Source organism: Bremerella cremea, from assembly GCF_003335505.1.
GTDB classification, from domain to species: Bacteria; Planctomycetota; Planctomycetia; order Pirellulales; family Pirellulaceae; genus Bremerella; species Bremerella cremea_A.
On record NZ_QPEX01000046.1, the window covers coordinates 378,531 to 405,005 of the forward strand.

Consider the following 26,475-nt stretch of genomic DNA (forward strand, 5'->3'; position numbering starts at 1 on the left):
ACTAGCTTGATCGCCGTAGCATCTGGCTAAACACACTCCCTAAGGTGTTTTTTCTTCACCGACGAAAACGAGGCAGAATTCGTATCGGTTAAGAAATAGAAAAGATAAGGCACGCGTCTGATTTTAATATTCCTTCGGCCAAATCTCCAAGTAGAAACGATCCGGTTGCGCGGATTAAATCAGAAAGTTTTCTAGAGAAATCCGTTACACTGTGAATAATGGTGCCATATTTTGCCGTAAAGGGTGTTTCCAGCTCGAATGGTAGGTAAAGGTATTAATACGCGCAAACATGAGTGATTTGGAGCCGCAAAATAATTCTCCACAAAGGCATCGCACTGCGTAGAAAACAGTACTTAGCCTCTTCCCCATCGCTTCAACATGGGCATTTTGAGGCTAATCAGGGTCACCAATCTTGATAATGACCGCCGTCAGGTCGTCTTGCGGTCGAGGTGACGCAGCGAAGCGGCTCACTTCGCGATCGAGCATTTCAACCAGTTGGGTAGCGCTCAGCTGCCGGCTCGACGAAACGAGTTCGCCAATCCGGACCGTCCCAAACTGGCTGCCGTCTCGCCCAATGGTCTCTTGGATTCCGTCGGTGCAAAAAACCAGAATCTGGCCTCTTTCTAACGGCAGAGACTTCGCTTCTGGGAATACGAAATCGTTGATAATCCCCAGTGGCGGTCCACTTCGCTCCATCTCCACAACGGTGGCATCTGGTTGAATCAAAAGCCCATTCTGGCCGGCGCCCAGGTACTCGATACGCTGCTGTTCGAGATCAAGCCGGACGACAATCGCTGTGATGAAATCCCCCGTTTCCACATCTTCGCTGATCTCGGAATTCCAAGTCGTCAGGATCGGGCGTACGTGTTCCTGCGTTCGCGCAATCCCACGGAAATAGGAACGAGCCGTGGTCATTAACAACGCTGGGGCCAGCCCGTGCCCACACACATCGGCCACGGTAACCAACAGGCAGCGGGGATCAATCTGCACGAAATCAAAATAGTCGCCACTGGTCCATTCCGCTGGACGCGAAAGAAATGCGATGTCGAGCCCAGCAATCTGAGGCGCCGTACTAGGGAGCAAATTCGCTTGCACACGATGTGCCAGTTGCAATTCCTCGCGGCTATGCTGCACCTCTCGATTGAGCTGGGCATTTTCACTGGCCAAAAGCTGCCGAGCGGCGGCGTTCTCTTGAAAGAGCGGCTCGATGGTGGCAATTCCCGCGAAAAAGAGGATCGACGTCAGCAGGGTCGCACAAGTTTGCAGCCACAACGTCAGTTCGCTGGCGATTGCCTCTGGCGGATGCCGAATCGTCTCGACCAGGCTCACACCAATCCACAACACCATCAAGATGCCAGCCCCGGAAATGAAGAGCCAGGCGAAGCGTCGGTGATAGATCGTATTCAAACGCAACGCCAAAACGACGGCGGCAAACTGAAAGAGGGCAGCGAGCCCCAAAACAATCGTAAATGCCATTGTGCGGCCATTCCCAAAGCAAATCGCTATCCAAGTGGCTTGGTTGACGACGGAACCCTCACGACAAACGAGACCGCACAACAAGCGTCAGGCGAGAGGAGCTTAGGAGACCGCTACCTGGAAATGCAATGTCAGCTTGGTCCCTTGCTGCGGGGCACTGTCGATATCCAGCTTAGCTTCTAGCAGCTCTGCCTTGTGCTGCAAACTTCGCAAACCGTGGCTGACCAGCGAAGCCGATTGAGGATCGAAACCAATTCCGTTGTCGTGAATCGTGGCAACAATCGACCTCTCAGCAGCATGTACCGACACTTCGATTTGCGTTGCTTCGCTGTGCTTCCGCGCATTGTTGATCGCTTCTTGTAGAAAACGAAACAGGGTTGTCCGTTGCCAAGTCGGCAGAGGTGGCAACTGGTTGTCGATGTCTAAACGAACCTGCGCGTTCGATGGAGATGGAACGAGCAAAAATTCTTCGAGCGCCGCCGCCAGCCCTTCTTCATCCAAGCGTTTGGGATTGAGCCCCTGAATCAGACGTCGCGATTCGGCCAATGCTTCTTCCAAGATCGCTCGGCAGCGTTCCAAGGCCGTTCGGTCTGGCTTCTCCCAGTTAAACGATTCCAGGAATAACAGCGCTGCGGTGATCTGTTGGGTCAGACCGTCGTGTATCTCGTAGCCGACCGATTGCCGCCATTTTTCTAAGTGCTCTATATAACGCCACAAATCAGCCTGGGCTTGATGGCTGAGAGGTGTTAATCTTCTGTCACCACTACCTTGGGGGTCTTCAGGAGCGGGGCCGCAAGGTTCTTGCGAACAGGGAATCGGCGGTTTCAGTGAGTTGGAACCCATTTGGCTAGTTGCTAAAGCAATCCTTGCGTTGGGAATTTGAGTGAGCCTGGAAATTAAGACTGCCCCCCAGATAGCATGATACCCCCATGTGGGTGGAATAGTAGGCGCATTTTCATAAATGGCGGGTATTTTCTGCAAATCGGGCATACTGCCCTGATCTCTCAAGGAGAACTATTTGGAACCGTCTCAGATTATTCAAGACTTGGGCTCAGGCGATTTAAAAACGCGATTAGCCGCTACCCAGGCATGCGCGAAATCCCCTGATGTAGCGAAAACGGCCATTATTCCGTTATGCCGTCTTACTGCCGACCCAAATGAAGAAGTAGCCCAATGGGCGTCCGCTGCTTTAGAGGAAATGGGGGCACCCGCCAGCGAGGAACAAGACGCTTTGGCCGACTTGTTTACGGCGGAAGAAGCAACCGCCTATTGGGCGGTCACTTTAGTGGGACGGTTGAAGCCTAAAGACTTGGCGATCCCCAAGCAGTTGGCTCAGCTCGTCGAGAACGAAAAGACCCCCGAGGAAGTGCAAAACCGTGCGATTTGGGCGCTCGGTCAAATCGGCCTGAACAGTCCTGAAGTGCAAACCGCTTTAGAGAATGCCGCCAAAAGCCCCAGCCCTCGCACAGCACGCCTCGCAACCAAGGCGCTCGCCAACCTTTAACCAAGATTGCGAGCAACCTACCTGGGTCGAAACATCTTCCACTGGTGGACTAAGCATGCCACAAGTTCACCTTGATATTCTTTCGCGAAGTTTTTATCTGCTCTTCGCGGCGATTCGTCTGGCAGCGTCCGCCAGCATTCGCTAAGGTTGCCCGGCTTATAAGAGGATGTCTGGCCAAAGGATGGCCAACAGAGCATCCTGCGAATCTTATCCGCACATAGCAAGGAGGCTTCTGGTGCGCGCATTTATTTTGTCGGCGTTGGCTTTTGTGGCAGGTTTGGTTGCGGCTACCGGCTGCAATGTCGAGCAGATGCTAGAGCAACTGCCCGATAAGGCCGAAACTTCCACAACAACGACAGGCCAGCCTGCCGGCGATACAATTCGCATCGCCAGTTTCAACATTCAAGTCTTAGGGCAATTGAAACTCGACAAGCCTGAGGTGATGAAAACGTTGACCCAGGTCGTCAAAACGTTCGATGTCGTCGCCGTGCAAGAGCTACGCAGCAAAGAGCAAGACGTCATTCCCCGCTGGCTGGAAATGATCAACGCCGACGGTTCAAAGTGGGCTTCGTTGGTCGGCCCACGCTTGGGACGCTCGGTCAGCAAAGAACAGTACGTGTTTCTCTACAACTCCGAAACCATCGAGTTCGTTCCCGAAACCGACTACACGATCAACGACCCCAACGATCTGATCCATCGCCAGCCATACATCGCTTCGTTCCGCACGCGCGTCACCGAAGGACAGCCCTTTTCTTTCACATTGATCAACATCCATACCGATCCGGATGAAACCAAAGAAGAGCTCGACGCGTTAGCCGAAGTGTATGAGGTGGTCCGGCATGATAGCCAAATGAAGCTGAATGAAGACGACGTGATTTTGCTGGGCGACTTGAACGTCGATTACACCAAACTGGGCCTGCTTGGCAAAATCCCCGGGATCTATCCCACCGTTCAAGGTACCCCCACCAACACCCGCAAAACGGCCAGTTACGACAACATTATCTTCGACCAAGCCAAGACCGCCGAATTTAGTGGCCAAGCTGGCGTGCTCGATTTGATGACCGCTTTCAAGCTCACCGAAGATCAAGCGTTGGAGGTTTCCGACCACTTGCCGATCTGGGCCACGTTTTCCAGCCACGAATTCGTCGGCGGCCCTCTGGCCTCTGGCCCAGCGGCCACCGCCCGTTAACTCGCGGTTGATTTTCGGACGGCCGTATCGCTTCGATCGGCGCGACCGTTACGTGGAAGAGCGGGCAGCGCGAGAGGTGATGACCCCGGCTGCCAAGATGCCGGCCAGACAAACCACAAACACGGCGGCGCCAATTCCCACGAAGGAAAGCCAGTTCAGCGCCACCCCCACCAGAAAGAGAATCGCTGCGAGATTGCCTGTCGCGACGCAGTAGATCTGCCGTTTTCGCCAGCGATCGATCGTGTTTCGTTGTTCTTCAGACAGTGTCATCGCGCTGTGGGGGTTCGAGGTTGAGGTGCGCATGGTACTATAAACGCTCGTTCTTTCCGCGTCTTTCCCTCATGTTGCAGTTCTTCCATGGCCAAACGCCCGGCTCCGAAACGAAAACCGAATCGTAAGCAACCACCTCAACAACCGGTGGTCGATGCTCCGATGCGGATTATCGGCGGGCAATTGAAGAACAAGCGGATCGAGTACTCGGGCGACGTCCGTACCCGCCCCATGAAAGAACGAGTACGCGAGGCCGTCTTCAACTTAATCGGCCCTTCGATCAAAGGGAAGCTGGCCATCGATCTGTTTGCTGGCACTGGGGCACTAGGGATGGAAGCGATCAGCCGCGGCGCGATCGGTGCCCACCTAATCGAGCGGCACGTGCCAACCTCGAAGCTGATTCGTGACAATGCCGAGGCGTTGGAACTGGTCGACCAAGTCACGATCTATGCCCATAACTCGTTTATCTGGGTAAAGAAAGAGCTTGCCAATCTGCCGCGTACTCCCTGGGCCGTCTTCATTTGCCCCCCGTACGAGTTCTTTGTGTCGCGGGCGGAAGAGATGGAAAAGCAGATTCGCACGCTGATTGAAACGGCCCCGCCCGAAAGTGTCTTGATTGTCGAGTTCGACAGCCAGTTCGACGGGGCCAACTTGCCCGATGCCGAGAACTGGGACGTCCGCGTCTATTCGCCAGCCCATGTGGGTGTCTATCGGATTCCCGAAAGCGAGTAGCTTGCTTAGCATCTGCCTTGCTAGCGGCCTGATCTTCCAACTCAGGGTGTAGTTTTACCCTGAATGTGACCGATGTAGGGAAGAGACGGCTTATTACGGTTTCAGAGTGCGGTCGATTTTCCCCGGGCACTTCTTGAGCGTGAAAAATACAAGGTGGACAACAACCAATTCGCGGCTTCGCGTTTGGTTATTACTGACATTCGTGCTTATTGCTGGACAAACGGCATCGGCTATCGCTGCGCCTCCTCAGTCGGGTGAGCCACAGCAACCGCAATCGATGCCGCTGGAACCTGCTGCACAAAAGCAGTTCTTGCCGTTCGATAAGCTGAGCGGTAGCCGTGCTACCAATCTTCAGGCTCCTGCCCAGGCCGAGGAAGCTTCGCCCGGCTACAGCATGCCAGATTTGCGACGGCTGCATCAGAGCTTGCCCAACGCGGTTCGCTCGATCCGCGATATGCTGCTTCCGGTCGTCGAGCCGGAACCGCCCAGCGATGACTTGGCCGAACCACCGGCAGAAAAGGTTGATCCAGCCCCGCTGCTCAGCGCAGACGGCACCGGCTTGTTGCCCCCAGTGGAAGTCAATCCTTGGCGCGACCCAACCATTCATTTGCCCCTGCCTTTGTCCCGCACCCTTCCTTCGCTGGAACGGATGCCGCTGATCTCGTACAAGCCTGACACCCGCAACCAAAGCGAGATGTATCGGGTTACCGACGAGCCACCGAGCGTTTCGCCGATGCTGCCAACCTTAGAACCTCCGGCGAAGTTTGCTCCACCGCAATCGACGCGTACCCAAGCTTTCCGCTGGCCGAAGACCCCACAGCTCGATGCGATGTTGAAACGGTTGGACGCGTATCCCGAAACAAAAGCTTGGGCCAGCGCCGTCCGGACCATGGTAGGACAACTGCGCGAAAACTCGACCATTGGGTCCCCATCAGCTACCGCCTATTTGCAGCAACTGGAAGAAGTGACCTCGGAAGCGGTTGACTTGGTCGAACACCTTGGGCTGGGCTGGGAACGGACCGATCTGACGCAAACCTACTACGCACTAGTTCGTCGGCTCGACTTGTGGGAACAAGCCAACGCAATCATTCTTAGCGGGGCGCCACGTTACGCTTCTCCGACGACGCTCGGCGATTTACATAAGCATTTGGAAGCTGCGGAAACCATTTTGCGAGATGGCGGGCAACTGTTGAGTTGGAGCGACTATCTCCGCTTCAAACAACTCCACCAAGCGATGGACAACAACGCTTCGCCACAAGAGATGCAGGACGTCGCCAGCCAGGTTCTCGCCCGTTTGGAAGGCACCGATTTCGACGAAGCACAGAAAGAGTTGCTTTCGCAGCCCGCATTCTTGAACTTGGCCGAGTCGCTGCGACCTTGGCTGGGCATTGAATTCAATCCCGAAAAAACGCTGGCCGCGATCGAACGCTATGAACTTGAACAAGCAGCCGAGGACGCACGGCAGATCGCCCAAGAGGCGAACTTGCTGCAGCATCACGCCCAGCCCGAGATTGTGGCGTACGGCCAGTTGATCGACCATACCTATCGCAACGCGAATGCGCGGTTCGAGGTAAGCCAAAACTTCATGCAGGCCTTCATGCCTGAGTTGAGCCCAGCAGACGAACCGGTCGACGATTTCATCTTAGGAGCCCGCGTGCGTGGCCGCAGCCGTAGCGTAACGCGGCTGCACGTTCGCCCGGTACCGGACAACCAGCAATGGCGTGTTCAGTTGGAAGTGCTGGGGGCTGTCGACAGCCACACAACCAGTTCCAGCGGTCCGGTCACGATTTTCAATCGAGGACGATCACGCTACCACGCGGCCAAACAAGTGGTGGTGAACTCGAAGGGTTTCTGGGTTTCACCGGCAGTGGCCAAGGCCGAAACAACCACCAGTGTCGATAACCTGCAAAGCGATTTCGACGGCATCCCTTTGATTGGTTCGCTTGTCCGGAATGTAGCTCGCGGGCAAACGGAAGAGAAGAAGTACGCTGCCGAAGCCGAAGTGGAAAGCCGCGTGCGTCGCCGGGCCGAGAACGAGCTAAACGCCCAGCTCAACACCAAGGTACATCAGTGGCAAGACAAGTTATATGTCACCGTGATCGAGCCCTTGGTTCGGGTTGGCCTCGAACCTTCGATCGTCGATCTGAATACCGGTCGCCGTAGCATCGCTGGTCGCTTCCGCGGGGCTGGCACCAAGCAGCTTGCCGCCCATACGCCGCGTCCTAGCAGCCCGGTCGATAGTGTCCTGGCCGTTCAATTGCATCAAAGTGGCATCAACAACATGATCCGCCAATTGCGGTTGGGGGGGCGAGAACTGACGCCACACGAGTTCCTCCGCGAGATCAGCACGCGGTTCCCGGCCATTCATCAACAAGCAGACGAAGAACTACCGACGGAAGTCAAGTTTACCTTCGACGCGTCCGATCCGATTCGAGTCGAATTCCGCGACGGTCAGGCCCAACTCACGTTGCGGCTCGATTCCCTTCAGGTTGGCGAAAACACCTGGGAAGACCTGGAAGTCTCGGCGTTGTACAGCCCAACCAGCATGGGCTGGGACGCCAAGATCGTTCGCGAAAGCACCGTCTTCTTGAAAGGGAAACGACTCGGTTTCCGCGATCAAATCGCCCTGCGAGCCGTGTTCCTGAAGGTCCTCTCAAAGAAGCACGAGATTCCGCTGTTCCCCGAAGGGGCAACCAACGACGAACGCCTGGCCAGCTTCGGCATCAACCAACTTGCCCTCCACGAAGGCTGGTTGGCCATTTCGCTAGGTCCCAAGGCAACCACCAAGCTTTCCGCCGCCAACACTCACCGTATCGGCGATCAGCCAGAAAGAGCCTCACGCTAGGTCTCTTCTTCCACGACAAGCAACCACTTGCCGCAAGAACGAAAAAGAACCACGTGCGGCAGGCAAACGCACGTGGTTCTCGTCGAGAAAACCCCTCGACTATTTAATAGCGGCTTTCAACAGGTGAGCCCAAACTGGGGCGTTGCCCTGGACTTGAACCTGGAATTTGCCGTTCTTCTGCCCGAAGCTGACTCCACCTTGGTTGCCGTTGTAAAACGGACCGTTGCCCGAGACGAAGGGGCCAGGGGCGTAATGTCCATGCCCATGGTGACCGTGACCGTGCTGGATCGTGCAGTGGTATTGGATGTAACCGCAGTGGGCTTCGTACAAGTCGTAGTAAACGCGATCGAACGCCCGTTCCACATCGGCCCAGGCCGATTGAATGTGGCCATCATGGTGATGGTGGTGATGTCGGTGCCAAGCTCGCTGCATCTCTTGCTGGACGTGCCGCATCTCGCCTGAGACTTCGCGGAAGTCGATCTTCAAGTGCCGCAAGCTGCCGTGATTCTGAGCCGTATCGCAGAAGTGATCGACTTCCAGCAGTAAGGCCCGTGCTTCGGTGGATAAGTCCGAGAAACGATTATGAAAGCGGACTTCGCGGTAGAAGTCGTCGACTGCGTGGTGTAGCACTTCAATGTCGCGAACCAAGCGGCCCTGATGTATGAAGTGATCGGCCTTGGCGGTCGAGCTCAGCGAAACCATTGCCACGCCTAACATCCCAGTCCAAAGTAGTGATTTGACCAACATCTTCTATCTCCCCCAAGAGAATGACGAAACCTTGTTTGCTTCTGTTTGCTGTGCCACCGCTGATTCGCTGGCAACGCTAGTAGAAAAAGCAGGGGGAGTGCCAAACGAGAAAAGATCTCCGCGCAAAGAGACGTAAGCCCATACACCACAATAACTTGAGCGTTATCTTAAAATTATTGCCTGCCACGGACGCCAAAACCGATCGCCGTCTTGTCATCAAAATGACAACACACTGTCTCAGCACCAGGCGCCGGCTGGTGTTCGCGTCAGCGTAACCTAGCAAAGACAAACTGGCACGATGAATCCAAGCCCGGAGCTAGAAGATCGCTGGGTTTGGCTTTTGTTAAGCCCGCTTACGCCACTGCTTAAGCATCGTTTGAAGGTTGACGCGAAAGCGTTTCAGCAAGCCCATGCGATCAAGCACGAAATGGACGACTAGTCCTGTTATCCCGCAAATTAGCGAAGCAGACAAATGGTAGAAGAGACGAGGATAAAGGTAATGCCAACCTGCTTCGCTCGGAGGTACCAAGCCGAAAAGCTCGCGAATCAATTCCAGATAGTACCGTCCCAGCGGAACGACGGTACTAATTGCGCGAATGCTGGAATGATAGTTATCGACCGGTACCGCCGACAAAACGACAAAGACGAAGGCGAATCCCCACCCAAAAGCGACCCGTCTTTCTAGCCCAAGCGAGTCGGCAGGTTTGCCCCTTATTTGCGATAGCTCAACGGGCGAGTGAAAAGGGTTGTCTGTTGTTGAGTCAGGCATCGAATTTCGCGCCAGGCCTGCGAACGCTTAGCCGCGCGGCTTCTTCAGCACGATCACCGGGCGATCAGCCAAACGGACGACGCGATCGGCAACCGAGCCGAGCAGAACTCGCATAATCGAAGAACGCCCATGCGAAGAGATAATGATCGAACTCGCGTTCAGCTTCTCGGCGTAATGACAGATTTGTTCGCCGGGGTCACCAAACGCGATGTTGATTTTCACGTCCTTGTACTTGTCGTCGGAAAGTTCCTTGCGGATCGCCTGGGTGGCGTGCTGTGTCCTGGTGTTTTCGTCGACCGTGTGCCAGACTTCTCCGGGGTCGGCAGGCGAGAGTTCTCCCAACACGTGAATCACGTGGATCCCCTCGCCACTACCTGCCAAAGCAATCGCCTGATTGACGGCTTCGCGTGAATCGGCAGAGAAATCATAAGGCACAACGATCGGCGGTGTGGATATCCAGGACACAGCTAGTTCCCTTTCGGCAATTCGTTAGTTGTCGAATCTTCTGAGGCGTTTGCCTCATGTTACCGAAGCTGTTCGCATCGCAACAGTCAGGCATCCTCCTCCGGCAGCATTAAACCGCGGCGGACCAAGGTCCGTTCGTCGTTTTCGTGCGCCATCATGGTATGCTCGAAACGGTTGAAACGTGTTCGCCAGGCGGTGCCAGAATTGGCTTCGTCGACGTCGGCGATCAACTCGTCGACAATTTCCAGCAGCATCTTATGGGTTTGCTCTAGCTGCTTGGTTTCCGTACACATATGCGGTTGCCGGGCACAAATTTCGTCGAAGCAACCTTCTTCTTCTTCCAGGAAGTGTCGCGACATCATTTCGCGGAGCTGGATCAGCCGTCCGGCGATTTGCGATGTCGGCAACTTCCTGCTTACATCGTTCAAATCGCGTTGCAAATCGTGAATCACACCATCAATTGCTTCGTGTTCGCAAGTGAAGTGCGTGTAAAAGGGACGACTACCTTCATTCAAAAAACTGTCAGACATCGCACACCTCCTTCCCTTAAAAGGGAAAAAACGATGGGGGGGTCATGCCGAATCCGGGGGCTGCTTGAAGGTTAGAACCGGACACTTGGCGTGCCGGACAATCGATTCTGCAGTACTTCCGATCAGCATATGTAATAGGCCAGTGCGGCCGTGGGTTCCTAACACAATTAGGTCTGCTTTCACTTCATCTGCCAAACGCACGATGGCCGTCGCAGGGTCACCCGTAACCAAGTGATATTCCACCGGAACGGATGCGTCGCTTGGCTTGATCTCGTGCAGCATCTTTTTCAGATCCTCGGGAGAAGGATCGAGCATGCCGTAATACATCTCGCCGGTACCATAAACGGTAGGCGGTTCTTCCACATGGGCAATGACGATGGTCCCTTCACTATCGCGTGCCAAGGCTGTCGCCAAATGCAGCGCTTCATCGCCACAATGAGAAAAATCAGTCGGAAAAAGTATCCGTTTGAAGTTCATGGCTCGACTCCTTATCCATCTGATGTCGTAGCTTTGTTGTTAATCGAACCTCGGTGTCTCTCTGTACTTTGTTACGAATTGCACGAACTAACAGTTCTAAAAATCGGGCCATCTTACGGCCAATAACAAAGCCAAGGGACATGGAACGCGGCAAGAAGCAGTATTAGACCAAACTTCGCCCTCCAGCCAGCTTTTCGGCTTGCTGAACGGACGCCAAGTTTCTTGCCAGAGCAGAATTGACCAACGCCTTGCATTCGGACTTCAGCAGCCGAAGCCTTGGCATCCATGGGTCAGTTCAAACCCGACGGTCTATTAATATTTATTCTCCTCTTAAGCCCTCTCAATGGCAACTTATTCCGCGTCACGCCCCCCTTTTTTTGAAAACTGGGCCTGCTGGCGTTGCTGGCAATCGACTCTTTGATTCCAAGAGGAGCAGAAAACGCATCACGCGTGCATTGCCGCCGATATTTACCTCGTAGCTTTCGGGGGCAACCACGGTCAAAGCACTACGGACGGGCTACGTCTGTAGGCTCTATTCGGGTTAATTGCCTAAGAAGCTTCTCTTGCCCTCGCTTCTTACTCAAAATGCCTTATTGCCAGTGCGCAACTAGACAGTTCTGTTGGGCTTGGCGGAGGATGCCTGGGAGGTTATCGACACGGACAAGGGAGACCGGCAGTTGGGGGCGCATAAAAAAAGGCCACGATGGATATCGCAGCCTTTTCATGAAACTCGCTTTTAAGGGCGAAGCTTATTTTTTGTTGTCGATCGCTCGCTTCAAAGCCGTACCCATATCAGCAGGGCTTTCGGCGATTTCGACGCCAGCGTCACGCAGAGCAGCGAACTTTTCGTCGGCCGTTCCCTTGCCGCCGCTGATGATCGCGCCGGCATGACCCATTCGCTTGCCAGGAGGGGCTGTGCGTCCGGCGATGAACGCGGCGACGGGCTTGTCGACGTTGGCTTTGATGTAAGCAGCGGCTTCTTCTTCAGCCGTACCACCGATTTCGCCCATCATCATGATCGCTTCGGTCGCACCGTCGTTCTGGTACATTTCCAACAGATCGATGAAGGAGGTACCGACGATCGGATCGCCACCCAAACCAACGCAGGTCGATTGTCCTAGGCCCAGGTTGGTCAGCTGCCAAACCGCTTCGTAAGTCAGGGTACCACTGCGGCTCATCACGCCGACGGGGCCCTTCTTATGAATGTAGCCCGGCATGATGCCGATCTTGCATTCTTCCGGGGTGATCACGCCAGGGCAGTTCGGGCCGATCAGGACCGACTTGCTCTTCTTAACGATTTCGTAGACCGGCACCATATCGAGGACCGGCACCCCTTCAGTGATCGCACAGATCACTTCGATCCCCGCATCAACCGCTTCCAGAATGGCATCGGCGGTGAACGGAGGAGGAACGAAAATCATCGTGGCGTTGGCCCCGGTCTGCTTCACGGCTTCTTCCACCGTGTCGAACACCGGCAGGCCTTCGACCGTTTGGCCCCCTTTGCCCGGCGTAACACCGCCGACCATCTTGGTGCCGTATTCCTTACAACCCTTGGTGTGGAACTCGCCGACCTTGCCGGTGATGCCCTGACAAATGACCTTGGTGTCTTTGTTGACGAGAATGCTCATAGCAAGTTTTCAGTGTTCAGTTTTCAGTGTTCAGTGAAGACGCCCAAGGGACTAGGCGACGGTGGCAACGACTTTTTTCGCAGCGTCGGTCAAGCCGTCGGCGATGATGATATCGATGCCGGAATCGGCCAACAGTTGGCGGCCTTGTTCCACTTCGGTACCTTCTAAACGAACGACCAGCGGCACGTTGAAGTCGAGCTTCTTGTACGCTTCCAGCAAGGCGTTAGCGATCGTCGTGCAACGCATGATCCCGCCGAAGATGTTGACCAACACGGCCTTCACGTTCTTGTCGTCGAGCAAGATGCTAAACGCTTCGGTGACCTGATCGACATTGGCACCGCCGCCAACGTCCAGGAAGTTGGCTGGTTCGCCGCCGTGCAGCTTGATGATGTCCATGGTGCTCATCGCCAGGCCGGCACCGTTGACCAGGCAGCCGATGTTGCCGTCGAGCTTCACATAGCTGAGCCCGGTGTTGCCAGCCCGCACTTCGGCAGGCTCTTCTTCGCTTAAGTCGCGAAGTTCGGCGATATCTTTGTGACGGAACATGGCGTTCTCGTCAAAGGTCATCTTACAATCGAGAGCGATCATGCCGCCGTCGCCGGTGATGACCAGCGGGTTGATTTCAGCCAACGCACAGTCGGTTTCGACGTAAACCTGGCACAAACCCTTGATGAACTTTTCGGCACTGCGAGCAGCCGGGCCGGAGATTTCCAACTTCTTGCATAGCTTGCGAATCTGAAAGCTCTGCGGGCCGAGGGCTGGGTCGAAGTGTTCTTTGAAGATTTTCTCTGGCGTGTGGGCGGCGACCTCTTCGATCTCGGTCCCACCTTCGCTCGACATCATCAGAACCGGCAGCTTGGCGGCCCGATCGAGCACGATACCCAGGTAGAGTTCGCGTTTGATATCGCAGCCTTCTTCCACCAACACCTGGTTGACGACTTTGCCTTCAGGACCGGTCTGGATGGTGACCAGTTCCTTACCCAGCAGGCCTTTGGCAACGGCGGCGGCTTCTTCAGCCGACTTCACCAATTGCACACCGCGCTGGTCGGCGTTGTCTTTCACAGTCCCTTTACCGCGACCGCCAGCATGAATCTGGGCTTTCACCACGGCGATGCTACCACCCAACTCGGTATAGGCGGCACTAGCTTCTTCAGGGGTCTTTGCAACGATGCTGCGAGGTACGGCGACCCCGGCTTGGCGAAGAATTTCCTTCGCTTGGAACTCATGAATCTTCATCGACTACTTCCAACGACAATGGCATACGTCGAGGCAGGAAAAGCCGGATTATACGACTGCGGGAAAATAAGGGTCAACCAGAGGAGGGCAGGGAAAACGCCGAGAATCGTTCCGCCACTCAGGCAGCAGCCAGCTGCCAGGCACTGTAAATCTAGGCCCAAACCACGCTTGGCCTGGCCTTCTTTCCACAGCCAACCCGCTGCGGAATTTATCCAGACTTCTTCTTCCCCATGCGCGCCACTGGTTGCTTGAACAAACACTTTGCGCGGTCTGCCAGAGATTGGCCTGTTTTTGATGGTCAGCGGTGGGCCGACTTGCTATAGGAAAACCAGAGACCGGCGACCTTCGCCATTTCGTCACCCACCGCAACCTTTCTTTCACTCTGGAAACGACTCGATGCGATATCTTCTGCTTGGTTTGATCCTTGGTTCCTTTATCGTAACCAACACGCACGCCGCCGAAAGCGAACAATCCGGTGCCTTGATAGTGGTAGGCGGGGGCGGCTTGCCCGAGTCAATCGTCAAGCGATTCGTGGAACTGGGTGGAGGCCAAGAGATGCGTGTGGTTGTGATTCCGACGGCATCTTCCCTGCCGGTAGACGAAGAAAAAATTGCCTCGCTCTGGCAGAAACGTGGCGCCAAAGAGGTCCACGTGCTGCATACCACCGATCGTGAAGTCGCTAACTCGGCAGAGTTCATCGCTCCGCTGAAAGAGGCGACCGCCGTGTGGATTGGTGGTGGCAGCCAATCACGCCTGGCCGAAGCGTATGCCGGCACAGCGGTTGAAAAGGAACTGATTGCTTTGGTCCAGCGGGGCGGGGTAGTGGGGGGAACGTCAGCCGGAGCGGCGATTCAATCGCAAGTGATGATCGCCAGTGGCCGCACAGAACCAGAGATTAAAACGGGCCTGAACCTGGTGCCGGATGCGATCATCGACCAGCACTTCTTGAAACGCAACCGTATGAACCGCTTGCTCTCGGCGATCGATCAGTACCCGCACTTATACGGCATTGGCATCGACGAAGCGACCGCCATCGAAGTGCAAGGCCGCGAGTGCCGTGTGCTCGGCAACTCGTTTGTAGTGGTCGTCCAAGATCAAGGTGCCGGCAAGATGCCCAACATTCGCACGTTCAATCAAGGGGAAAGCTTCGAACTTACGCCGATCGAGTAAGCAGCATCCCTGTTCATCCCACGAAAAGTTTCGTCTCGCAAGTCCGAGACGAACGGCGATTAGCTGGCGTGGTGATGGGCGGCCATCTCTTCCAGACCGAGGCGTTTCATCTTCTTATAGAGCGTGGTGCGGTTGATGCCGAGTTGGTCGGCCGTTTCGTTGCGGTTCCAGCCGTTCGATTCCAGCACTTCGCGAATGATCTGTCGCTCAGGGCCTTCCAAGGCTTCCTTCAGCGTGGTGCCGGTGCGGCGCGAGACGCTGATGGGGGCCCCCGAAGCGATCGAAGCAGGCATATCGTCTGGGGTGATCTCTTGGTTCTTGCTTAACAGCACAGCCCGTTCGACCACGTTCTGCAGTTCACGAACGTTGCCTGGCCAGCGGTAACGCTGCATCGCGGCGATTGCTTCGGCGGAAAAACCTTCGATGCGGCGACCGGTGTCTTGGCAGACTTCGGCCAGGAAGTGTGCTGCCAGACGCGGGATATCGGAAATACGTTCGCGCAGTGGTGGTAGCTCTAAGTTGATCACGTTGACGCGGTAATAGAGGTCTTGGCGAAACTCGCCCCGTTCGACCGATTTGGCCAGGTCTTCGTTGGTGGCCAGCACCACACGCGTATCGACCGTTTCGGTTTCGGTACTGCCGACCGGTTCGAATTGCAATTCCTGGAGAACACGCAACAGCTTAACTTGCATACTCAGCGGCGCGGTGCCGATTTCGTCGAGGAAGATCGTTCCCTTGTCGGCCGCTTTAAACTTGCCGAGCTTGTTGCCGGTTGCCCCGGTAAACGAGCCGGCGACGTGTCCGAACAGTTCGCTTTCGAGCAAAGCCTCTGGCAAAGCACCGCACGCCACTTCAATAAACGGTTGATCGCGACGATTGCTGCGGCGATGAATGGCCCGAGCCAAAAGTGACTTACCCGTCCCGCTCTCGCCGGTGATTAAAACGGTAGCGCGGGTATCGGCCACACTGTCCACCATGTCGAAAATGCGCAACATGCGGTGGTCGTGGCCAATAATATTCTCCAAACCAAAACGGAGATCGAGCTGTTGCTTTAATTGTTGATTTTCCTGCATTACCTGTCGTTGAGATAGCGCACGCTCGATCGCCATAGCCAGTTCTTCGTCAATCAGCGGCTTGGTCAACAGATCGAACGCACCCGCCCGCAGAGCTTCAATTCCGGTTTCCACGGTGCCATATCCGGTGATCATGATCACCGTGGTGTTGGGGTGATTGGCGTGGCAATAACGCAACACGTCGAACCCATCGTCCATTCCCAAGCGGACATCCACCAAGGCTAAGTCGTAGCGATTGGCATCGATTAAGGCAATTGCTTGGTTGCGATCGGCGGCCAGATCTACGGCGTAACCAATTTCGCGCAGCCAACTTCCCATCGATTCCAGTACATGGCGGTCGTCGTCGACAAGTAACAGTTGGGCTTGATTCATGGCCAATCGGTCCGACAGATGCTTAGGGTAGTTTCACACAACATGGGGGGGCGCTCTTCAAGTTGCATAAATAACGCATGCACTTTGTTCCCATAAGATTATCTAGGTTACATATTTACCCAAGTCAACGTAATGTGGTATTTCCGAGACACCTCCCGAGCAGGAAACACCCCTTAGAACTGCGGTAACCCGCACCTTCGGTTTGGCGGCAGATTTCCCCTTAAATGACTACGAATAACCGGAAAATACTTCGTCCAGCGGGTGCGGAACATCGCAAAAAGGATGACCATTCGGCGGCCCGCACTGGAAAAGCTCATGGAGACAGTTAATATGTCGAGTAAGCGATTAGCGATGACGCAAAGTTATCTCTGATAGGCAGTTAGCGATATCACCTAAGTTTTTGGAAAACTGGGAGTCTCGCTAGGGTAGGGGGATGCTGCTTTGTTTACGCTTGTCATAACATCCATGCCTGATTCAATTCGAGAGGTTTCTTATGTCCATTAATGTGTTGGTTGTCGACGATCATGAAGTCGTCCGGAGTGGGCTGGCTTGCCTATTTCGAGGTACCGACATTAACGTTATCGGTGAAGCCGTTGATGGTAATGATGCCATCGAAAAAACACTGCAACATAAGCCTGATGTCGTCCTGATGGATATCCGCATGCCGGAAATGGACGGCCTAGCCGCGCTAGAAAAATTGCAAGCGGACTCCCCTGGCACGCCAGTGGTGATGCTAAGCACGTACGACAACCCCACCTATGTCGCTCGCGGCGTTGCTTTGGGTGCGGTCGACTACGTTCTAAAAGGTTCGCCGCGCGAACAAATCGTGGAAGCGATTCAACATGCGGCAGCTGGTGGCAAACAGCCAGAAGGGGGCATCATGTCACGCGTCAAGGGAACGATGGCTAAGCGTCACGACGCTAAGAACAGCGAGTTCCCACTTACTAACCGCGAGATGCAGGTCCTTCGCCACTTGGCTCTGGGGCTCAGCAATCGCGAGATCGGTCGTTCGCTGAGCATCAGCATCGAAACGGTCAAAGAACACGTGCAGAACATCCTACGTAAGATCGACGTGACCGACCGCACCCAAGCTGCTGTTTGGGCTGTCCGCAAAGGACTGGTCTAGTCACACCCTAAGATAAAAACCGCGCTTCTGACAAAACACTGAAAACCCCGCGTGATGCACGCGGGGTTTTCTTTTTTAGGGGCTGCTGCGGCGACCAATCGCCAGGGAACTGTGGCTAGCGGAGGCCCGGTATCTTGGGAATGTTAAGGTTATCGGCCGGGATGCCAGAGACCCCGATCTCTTTGCCATCGAACAGTTCAAATTCCCGCGTTTTAGTCCAGTATTGGATCTTACCGGCAGCGGCGGTCGAGCGTGTTCCCCCGATCTTCTGCTGGAACGTAAGCTGGACGGTGTTGCGTCCGTTGCCGCTCATGGTCAGCATATGCTTGGAGGTCGCATAGCTGATGCGATCGGCCCAAGCGCTGAACATCTTGCCCTGAACTTCGCTGTTGCCTAAAGCCAAAATCTCGGCTCCCTTCATCTCGGAGTTAGCAGGGTGCTGAACGATCGTCAGTTGATCGCAGCGAAGCGAGACGGCATCGGGATTCATGGCCGCTAGGTTCTTATGGTCGATCTCTTCATCCCACTGCAATACGGGCCCATAGATGGCCTGATCGACCTTATGGAAGGTAACCTCTTTGCGGTGCATATTGCCGCTGACATGGCTGACAAATTCGACTCGCACATAAGTCAGCCCCTTCTCAACTTTCGGCTGCTGAGCGGCGGCTTGCTGCCCTGGCATCTGGCTGGAAAAGTCTCCGACCATGACCGACTTTGCTACGCCAGGACCTTGGGCATGAATATCACCACTGACTTGGTTAATGGCCAGGGTCTTTCCCTCGAATTGGTCGACCGACTTCAAGACTCCTTCTTCGACGTTGCGGTTGTACAATTGCACCCCGCCCGAGCATTCGACGAACTTAGCACTCAGGCCTTTGTTCGTGCCTGAATTGGTTAAGTTGATCGGGCGGTTCAAGGTGATGGTCAGCTTGGCGGTTGTTAGCTGGCTTTGGCGTCCCTTGATCGTCACGGCTCGATTGAAACTAATCTGATCGTGCTGGGCTTCGAGGTTCCCTTGCCACTGCACGTTGAAATATTCAGGCACGGCCAAAGGACGTCCCTGGAAGTCGCGATCGAGCGGGAAGATCAGTTCGCCTGGCCCTTCGGTCCAAACGCGACCTTGGCGTTGATTCACTCGCAGTTGCCCGCTGAACAGTTGCAAGCCGCGTCCCGAGACGACCGCTGGCTGGCCGGTCACGTGGATCTCGGCATTGTTGTTCGAGGCATTAAGTAGATACACCACGTTGCCACGGACCATAAAGGGATCGATCACCTGCTCCCCTTTCGGCATCTCGGAAAGTTGGACCTGACCTTTCACCGTGGCGCTGTCGAGGTGCGACTTTTTCCCGTCAAAACGGACCACCAGTTCGATCGCATCGCCGGAAAGCCGGAAGCGGGTCGGATCTTCTTCCTCGGCCTGCTGGGGCGGAGGTACTTGCCCGCCCACTGGTCGCCGAGGAGGGGCTGGCGGGGCAGCCACAATCGGGCTGTTACCAACCGAAGCGGAGGGTGCCCCTTGGGCTGAGGAAACAGGCGTCGCCATTGGTCCGTTACTCAGGCCACCAGTTGGGTTGGCTGCACAGGCTTGAGCTGTGGTTGGCAGGCGGCCTGGTTCTGGTCTGGTCGAAGCTTGCGGCCCCAGCGGCTGCTGAATGGTCGGCTGCGGTTCGTCGAACTGGAACCACGCTTTGATCTCGTTGGTTCGACCTAGCAGTTGAGGCGTATCGATGGCGATGTGGCCGATGCCGTGCATCCGATGCGGCACCAGCTTCTGCTTTTTGGAACCTGGGGGTGTGACATCTTGCAGATAGACAAACAGTTGGTCGCCGTCGACCTGTCCTTTGCCATCCATGGAAACGCTTGCTCCTTGATCGACTGCCACGGCGTATTCGCCGTTTTGCTTCTCGATGCGGAACTCTTTCTGCCAGCTCAAGCGGCTCGTTTCCTGCGGATTGGCTTGGTTCATGTGCCCAGTGAACACGCCAGGACCGGCCGACCAGACGCGTCCGAGGTGCGACGGCGTTTCCCCTAGTTCGTACTGCAAACTCGGCGACTCGACACGGTACTGATCTTTCGTCAGCACTGCCAAGGGATTGCCGACCACTTCGATCCGCTTCTGGATCATGTCGTAAATCAATTGCCGCCCTCTTGCGGTCGCCGAGACACTGGTCGCCGTCAAATTGAACGGATTTCCAATGGCCACCAGACGCTGCATTTTCAGCTTTCGCATGCCTTCCTTATCGGAAGTTGCCTCGGGCGGTTGCCCCTCGGACGAGGCTGCGGCGTCTTCTTTTTGGAAATACACTTCGAGCAGGTCAGCTTCCAGCAAGTCGGTCACGCCCGCAGCGACCAAGCGGCGGACGTTGACTTGATCGCGGAAGGTCGCCACGCGGTGTGTTCCATCGAAGACGAAAGGCCCGCTGCAACTGATTTCGACCGGGGCGGAGGCATACATTTTGCCAGGCGATTGACGCTGACCAGGAATCGCCGCAGCGTCTCCGAGTAAGCCACGTCCTTCGGTAGAAAGCAGGATGCGGTCGACGTGAACCAGCTCTAAAACCGAGAGGCCAGAAATGTTCGGCCCGCGTGACTTGGCTTGCTTGGGGCCTTCCTCGAACTGGGCAATCAAGTGGCGACCACTTCCCTGGTGTTTACCCATCAGGAACTGGACATCCTTCTTGGTTTCAATCCGATCGGTCGCCAGCAACACATCGGACGTGATGATATCGAGCGGTTCGTGATTGCCGTCGAGGCTTTTGCGGGTGATGGTCACGTTGTCTTGCAGTTGTCCACCGACCAAGTCGCCAAACTTGGCGAAAGCGATGTTCAGCTCCGAAAATTGCAAGAGGGCCGAATCGGCATTGAGCACCACCACCGGCTTGTCCCAACGCGTTTTCTCGTCCTCGCTATCGAAAGCGATAATCGTGAGCGGTTTCAGTTCCAGGCGATTGTTGCCAACATCGCGGAAGTCTTTCATCAAGAGCATGATGTTGTTGCTCTTGAGCACCTTGGTCCGCCCCAATTGCCAGCTGTTGGCCGGGAAGAACTGGGTTAGCTTTTGCTTTTCCTGGTCGAGGAAGTCGTCGGAAACGAGCGTTGCTTTGGTGAGGTCTTCGCGGATGGTCGGTTCCATCCAAGGAACGACCGTGGCCTGGTAGATGGCGGTGATCGCAATCATCACACCAAACACCACCCCCACCCGCACTGCTTGGGCAGTGAAGGTCAATGGTTGCCAGCTATCTTCCTGAACTGCGGTGGCCAACGTTTGCTTCCGAGCTTAGTAGGTTTGAATGATGTCGTTCCAGACTTTCTTCGCTTTCAGAATCAATTCGACGACCTCCCGAATTGCTCCTTTGCCACCAGGTGTCTTGGTGGTGTAATCAGCAGCCGCTTTGACTTCGTCCACGGCATCCGCCACGGCAATGCCCAGCCCCGCCAGACGAATCACGCCCAAGTCGATCAAGTCGTCTCCGACATAGGCCAGCTGCTCGGGCTGAAGGTTAAACTTCTGCAGCAGCTCTTCCGCCACGGGGGCTTTGTTTTGAATCCCTTGCCGCACGATATCCATTCCCAGTTCCTGGGCACGTAGCCGCACGACTTGAGAGTTGCGTCCGGTGATGATGCCACAATGGAAGCCCGCCTGACGCCACAACCGCAGGCCAAAGCCGTCGCGAATGTGAAACTGCTTCGACTCGACCCCTTCGTTGCTCAATATCACGCCACCATCGGTCAGCACACCGTCGACATCGGTGATCAGCAGTTCGATCTGGCGGCACTTCTGTTCCAGGTTCATCTACGCCTCGTGCTCGTCTTGGTTCGGAAATCGGATCTTTAACGTGGGCGGTCCGGCCGTGGGGTCGTCCGCATCGGCATCGGTCGGCACGTGGCCGACCATATCCGTAACATCCAACATACCAAGCGGGCGTCCTTCGTGGTCGATGACCGGAAGTTCGCTGATTTTGTCATCGGCCAGGCGATTGAGGGCCGCCTGAAAGCGAGTGCCGATCGTGGTGGTCTTGGGGCGACGGGTCATCACGCTGGCAATCGAGCGTTCGATGTCGACTGCTTCGTCTTGTTCAAATAGCCGGGCCAGGTCACTGTCGGTAAAAATGCCCGAGAGCCGTCCTTCCCGGTCGGTCAGCATCACGGCTCCAGTCCGCCGGCCAGCGACACGGACCGTACGAAAGACTTCGCGGATGGTTAGCTGATCGGAGGCGACACGACACTGGGCCAAGGGCCGCATCTTCTCTTCGACAAATGCCAACCGGCGTCCTAAGCTGCCGCCAGGGTGGTAGCGGGCAAAGTCTTCTGGGCGGAAGCCACGCTGCTGGCTGACGGTCATCGCCAAGGCATCCCCCATCGCTAACATCGCAGCAGTACTAGCCGTGGGGGCAAGATTCAGTGGGCAGGCCTCGGTGATGCCCCCCAGTTCGAGCACGACCTTGGCCGCCTTACCTAGGGTGTTCTGGGCGGAAGAGGTGATCGCCACGATCGGGGCGCCCAGCCCTTGGATCATCGGCAGCAACCGCACAATCTCTTCCGTCTCGCCACTTTGCGAAAGCATCAGCACGATGTCTTGATCCCCGACGCGGCCCAAGTCGCCGTGAATGGCCTCGGCCGGGTGGAGGAAGTGGCTTCGGGTTCCGGTCGATGCCAGCGTGGCGGCCAGCTTCGTCCCGACATGTCCCGCCTTGCCGATGCCACACACTACGACATCTCCCCGACAATGCAGCACCATTTCAACCGCCGACGCGAACCGATCGTCCAGCGTCTCGGCAACACGCAGCATCACCTCGGCCTCGTGCCGGATGGTCGACTGCCCTTGGGCAATCCAACGCGTCCGCGCGAGAGAAGTTTCTTCCTGGCGAATCGGAGAACTCATGACGTTCGTCTTCCTTGACTTGGCCACTTCATTGGGGGGAATGCGGGAACAAAGCAAACCTGAGCGGGGCGATTCTACGAGTTTTTGCCAAACACCTCAACAGAAACCGGGCTGGATCAAAATGATTCATTTTGAGACAAGAGTTCTCAGATCGACATACCGAACCGCGCGAAAGTCAAGCTTCCGCAGGAAAATATTGCGGCAAAAAGTCTTTTAGCCACAACAGGTTATATCGAATAGCAGGGTAATCTTGCGATTTTGTTCGAATCTGGCTTGGGGTTTGCTTAGTTAAACTTTTGGCAGAAGAGGCGAACGAACCAACCATAGCGCGCGTCAAAACAATTGGCGAAACCCTCGCTAGCCATACCGATTTGAGGGACCGATCGATGACAGAGTTATCTAAATTGGGTCCGTTTGCCCTTGAGAACCGTCTCGGGAACGACCAAAACAGCCACGTGTTTCATGGCTTTCATTTGAAACAAAAGCGTCAGGCAGTTGTCTGTATCTTGCCAGAACGCTATGCCGAAAATCCACGAGCTCGTCGCCGCTTGGAAAAGCGGAGCCGACAGCTAATGAAGATGAACCATCCCAACATCGTGCGGTACCATGGTGCCGGGATCGATCAAGGGATTCCGTTTTTCGCGCTCGACTACGTCGACGGCATTAGCCTACAGCAATACCTCAAGCAACATGGTCCGCTTCCGTGGGAAACGGTGGTCGAGATCGGTCTGCAGGTTTGCGGTGCCCTAAGTGCCGCCCATCATCTGAACATTCACCATCTTGATGTGCGGCCAGCCCACATCTTGCTATCCGGCGACGGCCTGACCGATCCGCGTAAGCCGCTCAAGGTGCAAATCACTAGCTTCTGGGCCGATCCGCGGTGGCGACGATCGTCGCTGCTGTTGTTCCCGAAGGACCGCCAGCAGTACCTTTCGCCCGAGCAATTTGAAGATCCGCAGTATGTCGACGACGCCAGCGATATCTTCTCGCTTGGCTGCGTGCTGTACGAGATGATCACCGGCAAGCTTCCTTTCGACCCGCTCGCAAGCGGCGAAGAGCGTTGGAAGCAACCTGAACGCCCCGCTTCACTGGAACTTGACTGTCCAGTCTGGCTCGACCGCGTTGTGATGCGGATGATCGAAGTGTTGCCTGACCGTCGTCCGGCAGACATCGATGCCGTTGCCGCTGGCCTGCAGGAATCGCAAGAAGCGGTCGCACGTGGAATGAGTGCCATCGAACATGCGTTAGCAGGCAACAACGGACGAGAAAGCATCATCGATATCGGTATCGACCGAACAGAAGCCGAAAAGCTGATGCACAAGCCACGCTATTACGAGCCAAGCACCCTGTTTAACAGCCGAATCTTGCTGGGCCTGGCCTTGATCGTGGTGATTGGCTTGGTCGTGTTCGCCCTTCGTCCTTTGTCGGACGAGCAGCTTTACGAACGAGCCACCCCACTGGTCGACTCGCGCGAGAGCTTAAACTGGCGCCTGGCGGAAGAGAAGTATCTGCAGCCGCTAATCGATCGCTATCCCGATAGCCCGTACGCCGCGAAAGCTCAAAGCGATATCGACATGATCCAAATGGCTCGGGCGGAATCACGCCTGCAAAACAGCCTGACTAAACGCGAGTTCGACAACCCTGCCGAACAGCACTTGGCTGGGGCTCGGGCCTTGGAAGCCAACGGCAACCATTTAGGTGCTTGGTACCAGTTCGACAAGATGGTTCAGGAACTTCCGGAAACCCCAGAGAACCGTCCTTACCGATTGATCGCTCAACGGGAAATCCAACGTTTGCAAGGTCTGCGACTTCGCAAAGGGGTCGATAAGGTTTTGTCCGTAACGATTAACGACTACGTAAGCCAAGCCGAAGACATGATCTTGACCGGCCAAGAGCAAGAAGGACGCGAGATTTTCCGCCGAATTCATTCGCTTTACCAGTCTTACCCTGACGCCAAGGGAGCCGTTGACATGGCGACCGATATCTTGGCAAAGCCAATTGCCAGCGAGAAGAGTAAGGAAGCTGCCACCAAGACGAAAACGGCTCAAACTCAGCCTACGCAAGAGGTTCGCAAACAACCTCTGGCCGAAACGGAAAGCCCTCGTGATCCGATGGCCGCAACCGTTGAGGAGGTCCAAACCGAGTCGGCAACCGTAGAAGAACAGATGGTTGAGCAGGAAGCGGCGACTGGCGACTCGGAAGAGATGCCGATTGAAGAAGCAACGCTCGAGAACACACCTGACGAGCCAATGCCTGAGCAAGTGCGACCGCCCTTGTTCCCGGATTCGCCAATTTTGCCGGGTGATAAGTCAGGGCAGCCCTAGGCATCTCGCTTGGTTTTCCCCTTTTGCTAAACCAATTCCCTTCAAGAGCCCGGTAACCTCGCGTTGCCGGGCTCTTTCCGTTCTTGACGGTTATAGCGACCTTAGCAAATAGCCCCACCGCTGAAGTGGTAAATGGGCAAGCAATTTTCGGCTAAGCTGCTAGATCCAACATAGGGTTTAATATTCCCAAGTTTCGCGCACTTGGGGTCGCCCCAACCCGCCCTATACTTCTCTCGGAACAGACGCTTGTCATGTTACGTGTTTTGGAAATAAATGAGCCGGAGGACCTTTCCCACGTCCGCGGCAATTGGCAGCGATTGTGGGAAGCCACGAAGGACGCGACCTTCTTTCAGACGCTTGAGTGGCTGCTGATCTACTGGAAGCATTTCCGCGAAGACAAAAAACTGCGTGTATTGCTGGTCTTGGAAGACGAGCGGTTAGTAGGCGTAGTCCCGCTGGTCGTCGTGAACGAGCCAACCCGCTTGGGAAAAGTTCGCGTTCTGACTTATCCCTTGTCGGACTGGGGCTCTCACTTTAGCGTGCTGGCAGCAGAACCACGCCAAACCTTGTATCGGGCACTTCGGCACTTGCAAGAGACGCCCCGCGACTGGGATATGCTCGACTTTCGTTGGCTGGATGAAGAAGACCTCGAACACCACTTGACCGCCGGCGCTATGCAAGATGCCGGCTACACGGCCCATGAAGGCATCTGGGACGAAACCACCCTCATCGATTTCGAGGGAAACTGGGACGACTACCTGCGTTCGCGCAGTCCTAAGTTGCGCTCGGATATTCGTCGTAACCTTAGGCGATACGAGAAAACGCAACGTATTAACTTCGAACGTTATCGTCCGCTAGGCAAACAGGCCGGCGACGATGATCCACGGTGGGATCTGTTCCACGAGGCCATGAATATCGCCGAACTAAGTTGGCAAGGGCATTCCACCACTGGTACCACGATCTCGCATCGCACGATTCGTTCGTACATCAAAGACTGCCACATCGCAGCGGCCGAACTAGGCATGCTTGATCTGGCGATTCTGTATTTCGAGCATCAACCAGCAGGCTTCTGCTACAACTACGTCGCCAATGGCCGTGTCTTTGGCCTTCGCAGAGGGGACGCTCCCGAAGGCCGGGCCCACGGCCTCGGCACGGTGCTCACCGCGATGCTGATCCGCGATAGTTTTACCCGAGGTGACAAGTCGCTCGACATGGGGCCAGGCTCGTTCGAAGCGAAACGCCGCTGGATGACACGCATCGCCAAGGTTGGCCGCATGACGCACTATCCTCTGACCGTACCGCGGATTCAGCTACTTCGTTTGAAGCATTGGTGGCAAGCATGCCGCGACCGAAAATCTGGTCGTATCCCTAACAGCGAGCTGAATAGATTGGCCACGTAGCCGGTATTCCATGATCAATTGGATAATGGCTAGTCATCTGTTGCTGCAACGAATTTCTTGGGGCACGTCGCGGCAGATTTTAGCAGGAGAACGCTGTTTCGCACTCCTTCTTACTGAGAAAGAGTTCCTAACAAACTATCGACTAAGTTCTTCTGACATTATGACGATTGCTGGTAACACTCGCGTATCAGAGAAATAGTCTGGCGGTAGTTACAGAAGAGAGAACATCTCCCGCTTTCACCCGCGACACAGAAACAAGT

General features: G+C 55.4%; 22 protein-coding genes. 8 read left to right on the forward strand and 14 right to left on the reverse strand.

Annotated features, from left to right (window positions below):
- Positions 1-393: 393 nt before the first annotated feature.
- Positions 394-1,476, reverse strand: a complete 1,083-nt coding sequence (locus tag DTL42_RS25315) for a PP2C family protein-serine/threonine phosphatase (RefSeq protein WP_114373596.1) — start codon at positions 1,474-1,476, stop codon at positions 394-396.
- A gap of 102 nt (positions 1,477-1,578) precedes the next feature.
- Positions 1,579-2,319 (reverse strand): sensor histidine kinase, encoded by a 741-nt coding sequence (locus tag DTL42_RS25320; RefSeq protein WP_158545548.1) that lies wholly within the window; start codon positions 2,317-2,319, stop codon positions 1,579-1,581.
- Positions 2,320-2,494: 175 nt separating this feature from the next.
- On the opposite strand from DTL42_RS25320, the gene DTL42_RS25325 reads away from it, so the two are divergent.
- Positions 2,495-2,980 (forward strand): HEAT repeat domain-containing protein, encoded by a 486-nt coding sequence (locus tag DTL42_RS25325; RefSeq protein WP_114373601.1) that lies wholly within the window; start codon positions 2,495-2,497, stop codon positions 2,978-2,980.
- Positions 2,981-3,215: 235 nt separating this feature from the next.
- Positions 3,216-4,169, forward strand: coding sequence for an endonuclease/exonuclease/phosphatase family protein (locus DTL42_RS25330; RefSeq protein WP_158545549.1), 954 nt, complete (start codon positions 3,216-3,218; stop codon positions 4,167-4,169).
- A 48-nt stretch (positions 4,170-4,217) separates the two neighbouring features.
- On the opposite strand, the gene DTL42_RS25335 is transcribed toward DTL42_RS25330, so the two are convergent.
- Positions 4,218-4,472: a hypothetical protein gene (locus tag DTL42_RS25335; protein ID WP_114373606.1), complete on the reverse strand. Its 255-nt coding sequence runs from the start codon at positions 4,470-4,472 to the stop codon at positions 4,218-4,220.
- A gap of 54 nt (positions 4,473-4,526) precedes the next feature.
- On the opposite strand from DTL42_RS25335, the gene DTL42_RS25340 reads away from it, so the two are divergent.
- Together DTL42_RS25340 and DTL42_RS25345 are read left to right on the forward strand one after the other, a co-directional pair.
- Positions 4,527-5,171, forward strand: coding sequence for an RsmD family RNA methyltransferase (locus tag DTL42_RS25340; protein WP_114373609.1), 645 nt, complete (start codon positions 4,527-4,529; stop codon positions 5,169-5,171).
- Between the two features lie 277 nt (positions 5,172-5,448).
- Positions 5,449-8,016: a hypothetical protein gene (locus DTL42_RS25345; protein ID WP_114373612.1), complete on the forward strand. Its 2,568-nt coding sequence runs from the start codon at positions 5,449-5,451 to the stop codon at positions 8,014-8,016.
- Between the two features lie 99 nt (positions 8,017-8,115).
- On the opposite strand, the gene DTL42_RS25350 is transcribed toward DTL42_RS25345, so the two are convergent.
- The 7 genes from DTL42_RS25350 to sucC all read right to left on the reverse strand — a co-directional run bounded on the left by DTL42_RS25350 (position 8,116) and on the right by sucC (position 13,868).
- The gene (locus DTL42_RS25350) at positions 8,116-8,763 is read right to left on the reverse strand and encodes a hypothetical protein (RefSeq protein WP_114373614.1); all 648 of its coding nucleotides are present in this window, start codon (positions 8,761-8,763) and stop codon (positions 8,116-8,118) included.
- Positions 8,764-9,106: 343 nt separating this feature from the next.
- Positions 9,107-9,532: a hypothetical protein gene (locus tag DTL42_RS26130; RefSeq protein ID WP_147274437.1), complete on the reverse strand. Its 426-nt coding sequence runs from the start codon at positions 9,530-9,532 to the stop codon at positions 9,107-9,109.
- A 27-nt stretch (positions 9,533-9,559) separates the two neighbouring features.
- Positions 9,560-9,997 (reverse strand): universal stress protein, encoded by a 438-nt coding sequence (locus DTL42_RS25360; RefSeq protein ID WP_158545550.1) that lies wholly within the window; start codon positions 9,995-9,997, stop codon positions 9,560-9,562.
- 86 nt (positions 9,998-10,083) lie between these two features.
- Positions 10,084-10,527, reverse strand: a complete 444-nt coding sequence (locus DTL42_RS25365; RefSeq protein WP_114373622.1) for a hemerythrin domain-containing protein — start codon at positions 10,525-10,527, stop codon at positions 10,084-10,086.
- A 42-nt stretch (positions 10,528-10,569) separates the two neighbouring features.
- Entirely contained in the window at positions 10,570-11,004 is a 435-nt protein-coding gene (locus tag DTL42_RS25370; protein WP_114373624.1) for a universal stress protein, read from the reverse strand.
- Positions 11,005-11,753: 749 nt separating this feature from the next.
- Entirely contained in the window at positions 11,754-12,632 is an 879-nt protein-coding gene (sucD, locus tag DTL42_RS25375) for a succinate--CoA ligase subunit alpha (RefSeq protein WP_114373627.1), read from the reverse strand.
- 51 nt (positions 12,633-12,683) lie between these two features.
- The gene (sucC, locus tag DTL42_RS25380) at positions 12,684-13,868 is read right to left on the reverse strand and encodes an ADP-forming succinate--CoA ligase subunit beta (RefSeq protein ID WP_114373630.1); all 1,185 of its coding nucleotides are present in this window, start codon (positions 13,866-13,868) and stop codon (positions 12,684-12,686) included.
- A 396-nt stretch (positions 13,869-14,264) separates the two neighbouring features.
- On the opposite strand from sucC, the gene DTL42_RS25390 reads away from it, so the two are divergent.
- Complete coding sequence (locus DTL42_RS25390) at positions 14,265-15,038, forward strand: cyanophycinase (protein ID WP_158545551.1); 774 nt, start codon at positions 14,265-14,267, stop codon at positions 15,036-15,038.
- A gap of 59 nt (positions 15,039-15,097) precedes the next feature.
- Here the strand turns inward: DTL42_RS25390 and DTL42_RS25395 are convergent, their stop codons facing one another.
- Positions 15,098-16,483: a sigma-54-dependent transcriptional regulator gene (locus DTL42_RS25395; protein WP_114373640.1), complete on the reverse strand. Its 1,386-nt coding sequence runs from the start codon at positions 16,481-16,483 to the stop codon at positions 15,098-15,100.
- 493 nt (positions 16,484-16,976) lie between these two features.
- On the opposite strand from DTL42_RS25395, the gene DTL42_RS25400 reads away from it, so the two are divergent.
- The gene (locus DTL42_RS25400) at positions 16,977-17,609 is read left to right on the forward strand and encodes a response regulator (protein ID WP_114373644.1); all 633 of its coding nucleotides are present in this window, start codon (positions 16,977-16,979) and stop codon (positions 17,607-17,609) included.
- Positions 17,610-17,724: 115 nt separating this feature from the next.
- Here DTL42_RS25400 and DTL42_RS25405 read toward each other — a convergent pair whose 3' ends face one another.
- From DTL42_RS25405 to DTL42_RS25415, 3 genes are read right to left on the reverse strand one after another with little or no spacing between them, the layout of a single operon-like run.
- A complete protein-coding gene (locus DTL42_RS25405; RefSeq protein WP_114373647.1) occupies positions 17,725-20,871 on the reverse strand; it encodes a hypothetical protein in 3,147 nt (1,048 codons plus the stop codon).
- A 15-nt stretch (positions 20,872-20,886) separates the two neighbouring features.
- Positions 20,887-21,402, reverse strand: coding sequence for a KdsC family phosphatase (locus DTL42_RS25410; RefSeq protein WP_114373650.1), 516 nt, complete (start codon positions 21,400-21,402; stop codon positions 20,887-20,889).
- Positions 21,403-22,491: a KpsF/GutQ family sugar-phosphate isomerase gene (locus tag DTL42_RS25415; protein ID WP_114373653.1), complete on the reverse strand. Its 1,089-nt coding sequence runs from the start codon at positions 22,489-22,491 to the stop codon at positions 21,403-21,405.
- Between the two features lie 386 nt (positions 22,492-22,877).
- Here DTL42_RS25415 and DTL42_RS25420 point away from each other — a divergent pair, with 386 nt between their 5' ends.
- Positions 22,878-24,815 (forward strand): protein kinase domain-containing protein, encoded by a 1,938-nt coding sequence (locus tag DTL42_RS25420; RefSeq protein WP_114373655.1) that lies wholly within the window; start codon positions 22,878-22,880, stop codon positions 24,813-24,815.
- Positions 24,816-25,066: 251 nt separating this feature from the next.
- Positions 25,067-26,215, forward strand: coding sequence for a GNAT family N-acetyltransferase (locus tag DTL42_RS25425; RefSeq protein WP_114373658.1), 1,149 nt, complete (start codon positions 25,067-25,069; stop codon positions 26,213-26,215).
- Positions 26,216-26,475 lie beyond the last annotated feature (260 nt).

Coding starts and splice junctions, on each gene's coding strand:
- DTL42_RS25420 (WP_114373655.1), top strand. CDS start 22,878: ATGACAGAGTTATCTAAATTGGGTCCGTTTGCCCTTGAGAACCGTCTC.
- DTL42_RS25345 (WP_114373612.1), top strand. CDS start 5,449: ATGCCGCTGGAACCTGCTGCACAAAAGCAGTTCTTGCCGTTCGATAAG.
- DTL42_RS25395 (WP_114373640.1), bottom strand. CDS start 16,483: ATGAATCAAGCCCAACTGTTACTTGTCGACGACGACCGCCATGTACTG.
- DTL42_RS25335 (WP_114373606.1), bottom strand. CDS start 4,472: ATGCGCACCTCAACCTCGAACCCCCACAGCGCGATGACACTGTCTGAA.
- DTL42_RS25390 (WP_158545551.1), top strand. CDS start 14,265: ATGCGATATCTTCTGCTTGGTTTGATCCTTGGTTCCTTTATCGTAACC.
- DTL42_RS26130 (WP_147274437.1), bottom strand. CDS start 9,532: ATGCCTGACTCAACAACAGACAACCCTTTTCACTCGCCCGTTGAGCTA.
- DTL42_RS25415 (WP_114373653.1), bottom strand. CDS start 22,491: ATGAGTTCTCCGATTCGCCAGGAAGAAACTTCTCTCGCGCGGACGCGT.
- DTL42_RS25340 (WP_114373609.1), top strand. CDS start 4,527: ATGGCCAAACGCCCGGCTCCGAAACGAAAACCGAATCGTAAGCAACCA.
- DTL42_RS25320 (WP_158545548.1), bottom strand. CDS start 2,319: ATGGGTTCCAACTCACTGAAACCGCCGATTCCCTGTTCGCAAGAACCT.
- DTL42_RS25400 (WP_114373644.1), top strand. CDS start 16,977: ATGTCCATTAATGTGTTGGTTGTCGACGATCATGAAGTCGTCCGGAGT.
- DTL42_RS25425 (WP_114373658.1), top strand. CDS start 25,067: ATGTTACGTGTTTTGGAAATAAATGAGCCGGAGGACCTTTCCCACGTC.
- DTL42_RS25350 (WP_114373614.1), bottom strand. CDS start 8,763: ATGTTGGTCAAATCACTACTTTGGACTGGGATGTTAGGCGTGGCAATG.
- DTL42_RS25370 (WP_114373624.1), bottom strand. CDS start 11,004: ATGAACTTCAAACGGATACTTTTTCCGACTGATTTTTCTCATTGTGGC.
- sucD (WP_114373627.1), bottom strand. CDS start 12,632: ATGAGCATTCTCGTCAACAAAGACACCAAGGTCATTTGTCAGGGCATC.
- sucC (WP_114373630.1), bottom strand. CDS start 13,868: ATGAAGATTCATGAGTTCCAAGCGAAGGAAATTCTTCGCCAAGCCGGG.
- DTL42_RS25365 (WP_114373622.1), bottom strand. CDS start 10,527: ATGTCTGACAGTTTTTTGAATGAAGGTAGTCGTCCCTTTTACACGCAC.
- DTL42_RS25410 (WP_114373650.1), bottom strand. CDS start 21,402: ATGAACCTGGAACAGAAGTGCCGCCAGATCGAACTGCTGATCACCGAT.
- DTL42_RS25315 (WP_114373596.1), bottom strand. CDS start 1,476: ATGGCATTTACGATTGTTTTGGGGCTCGCTGCCCTCTTTCAGTTTGCC.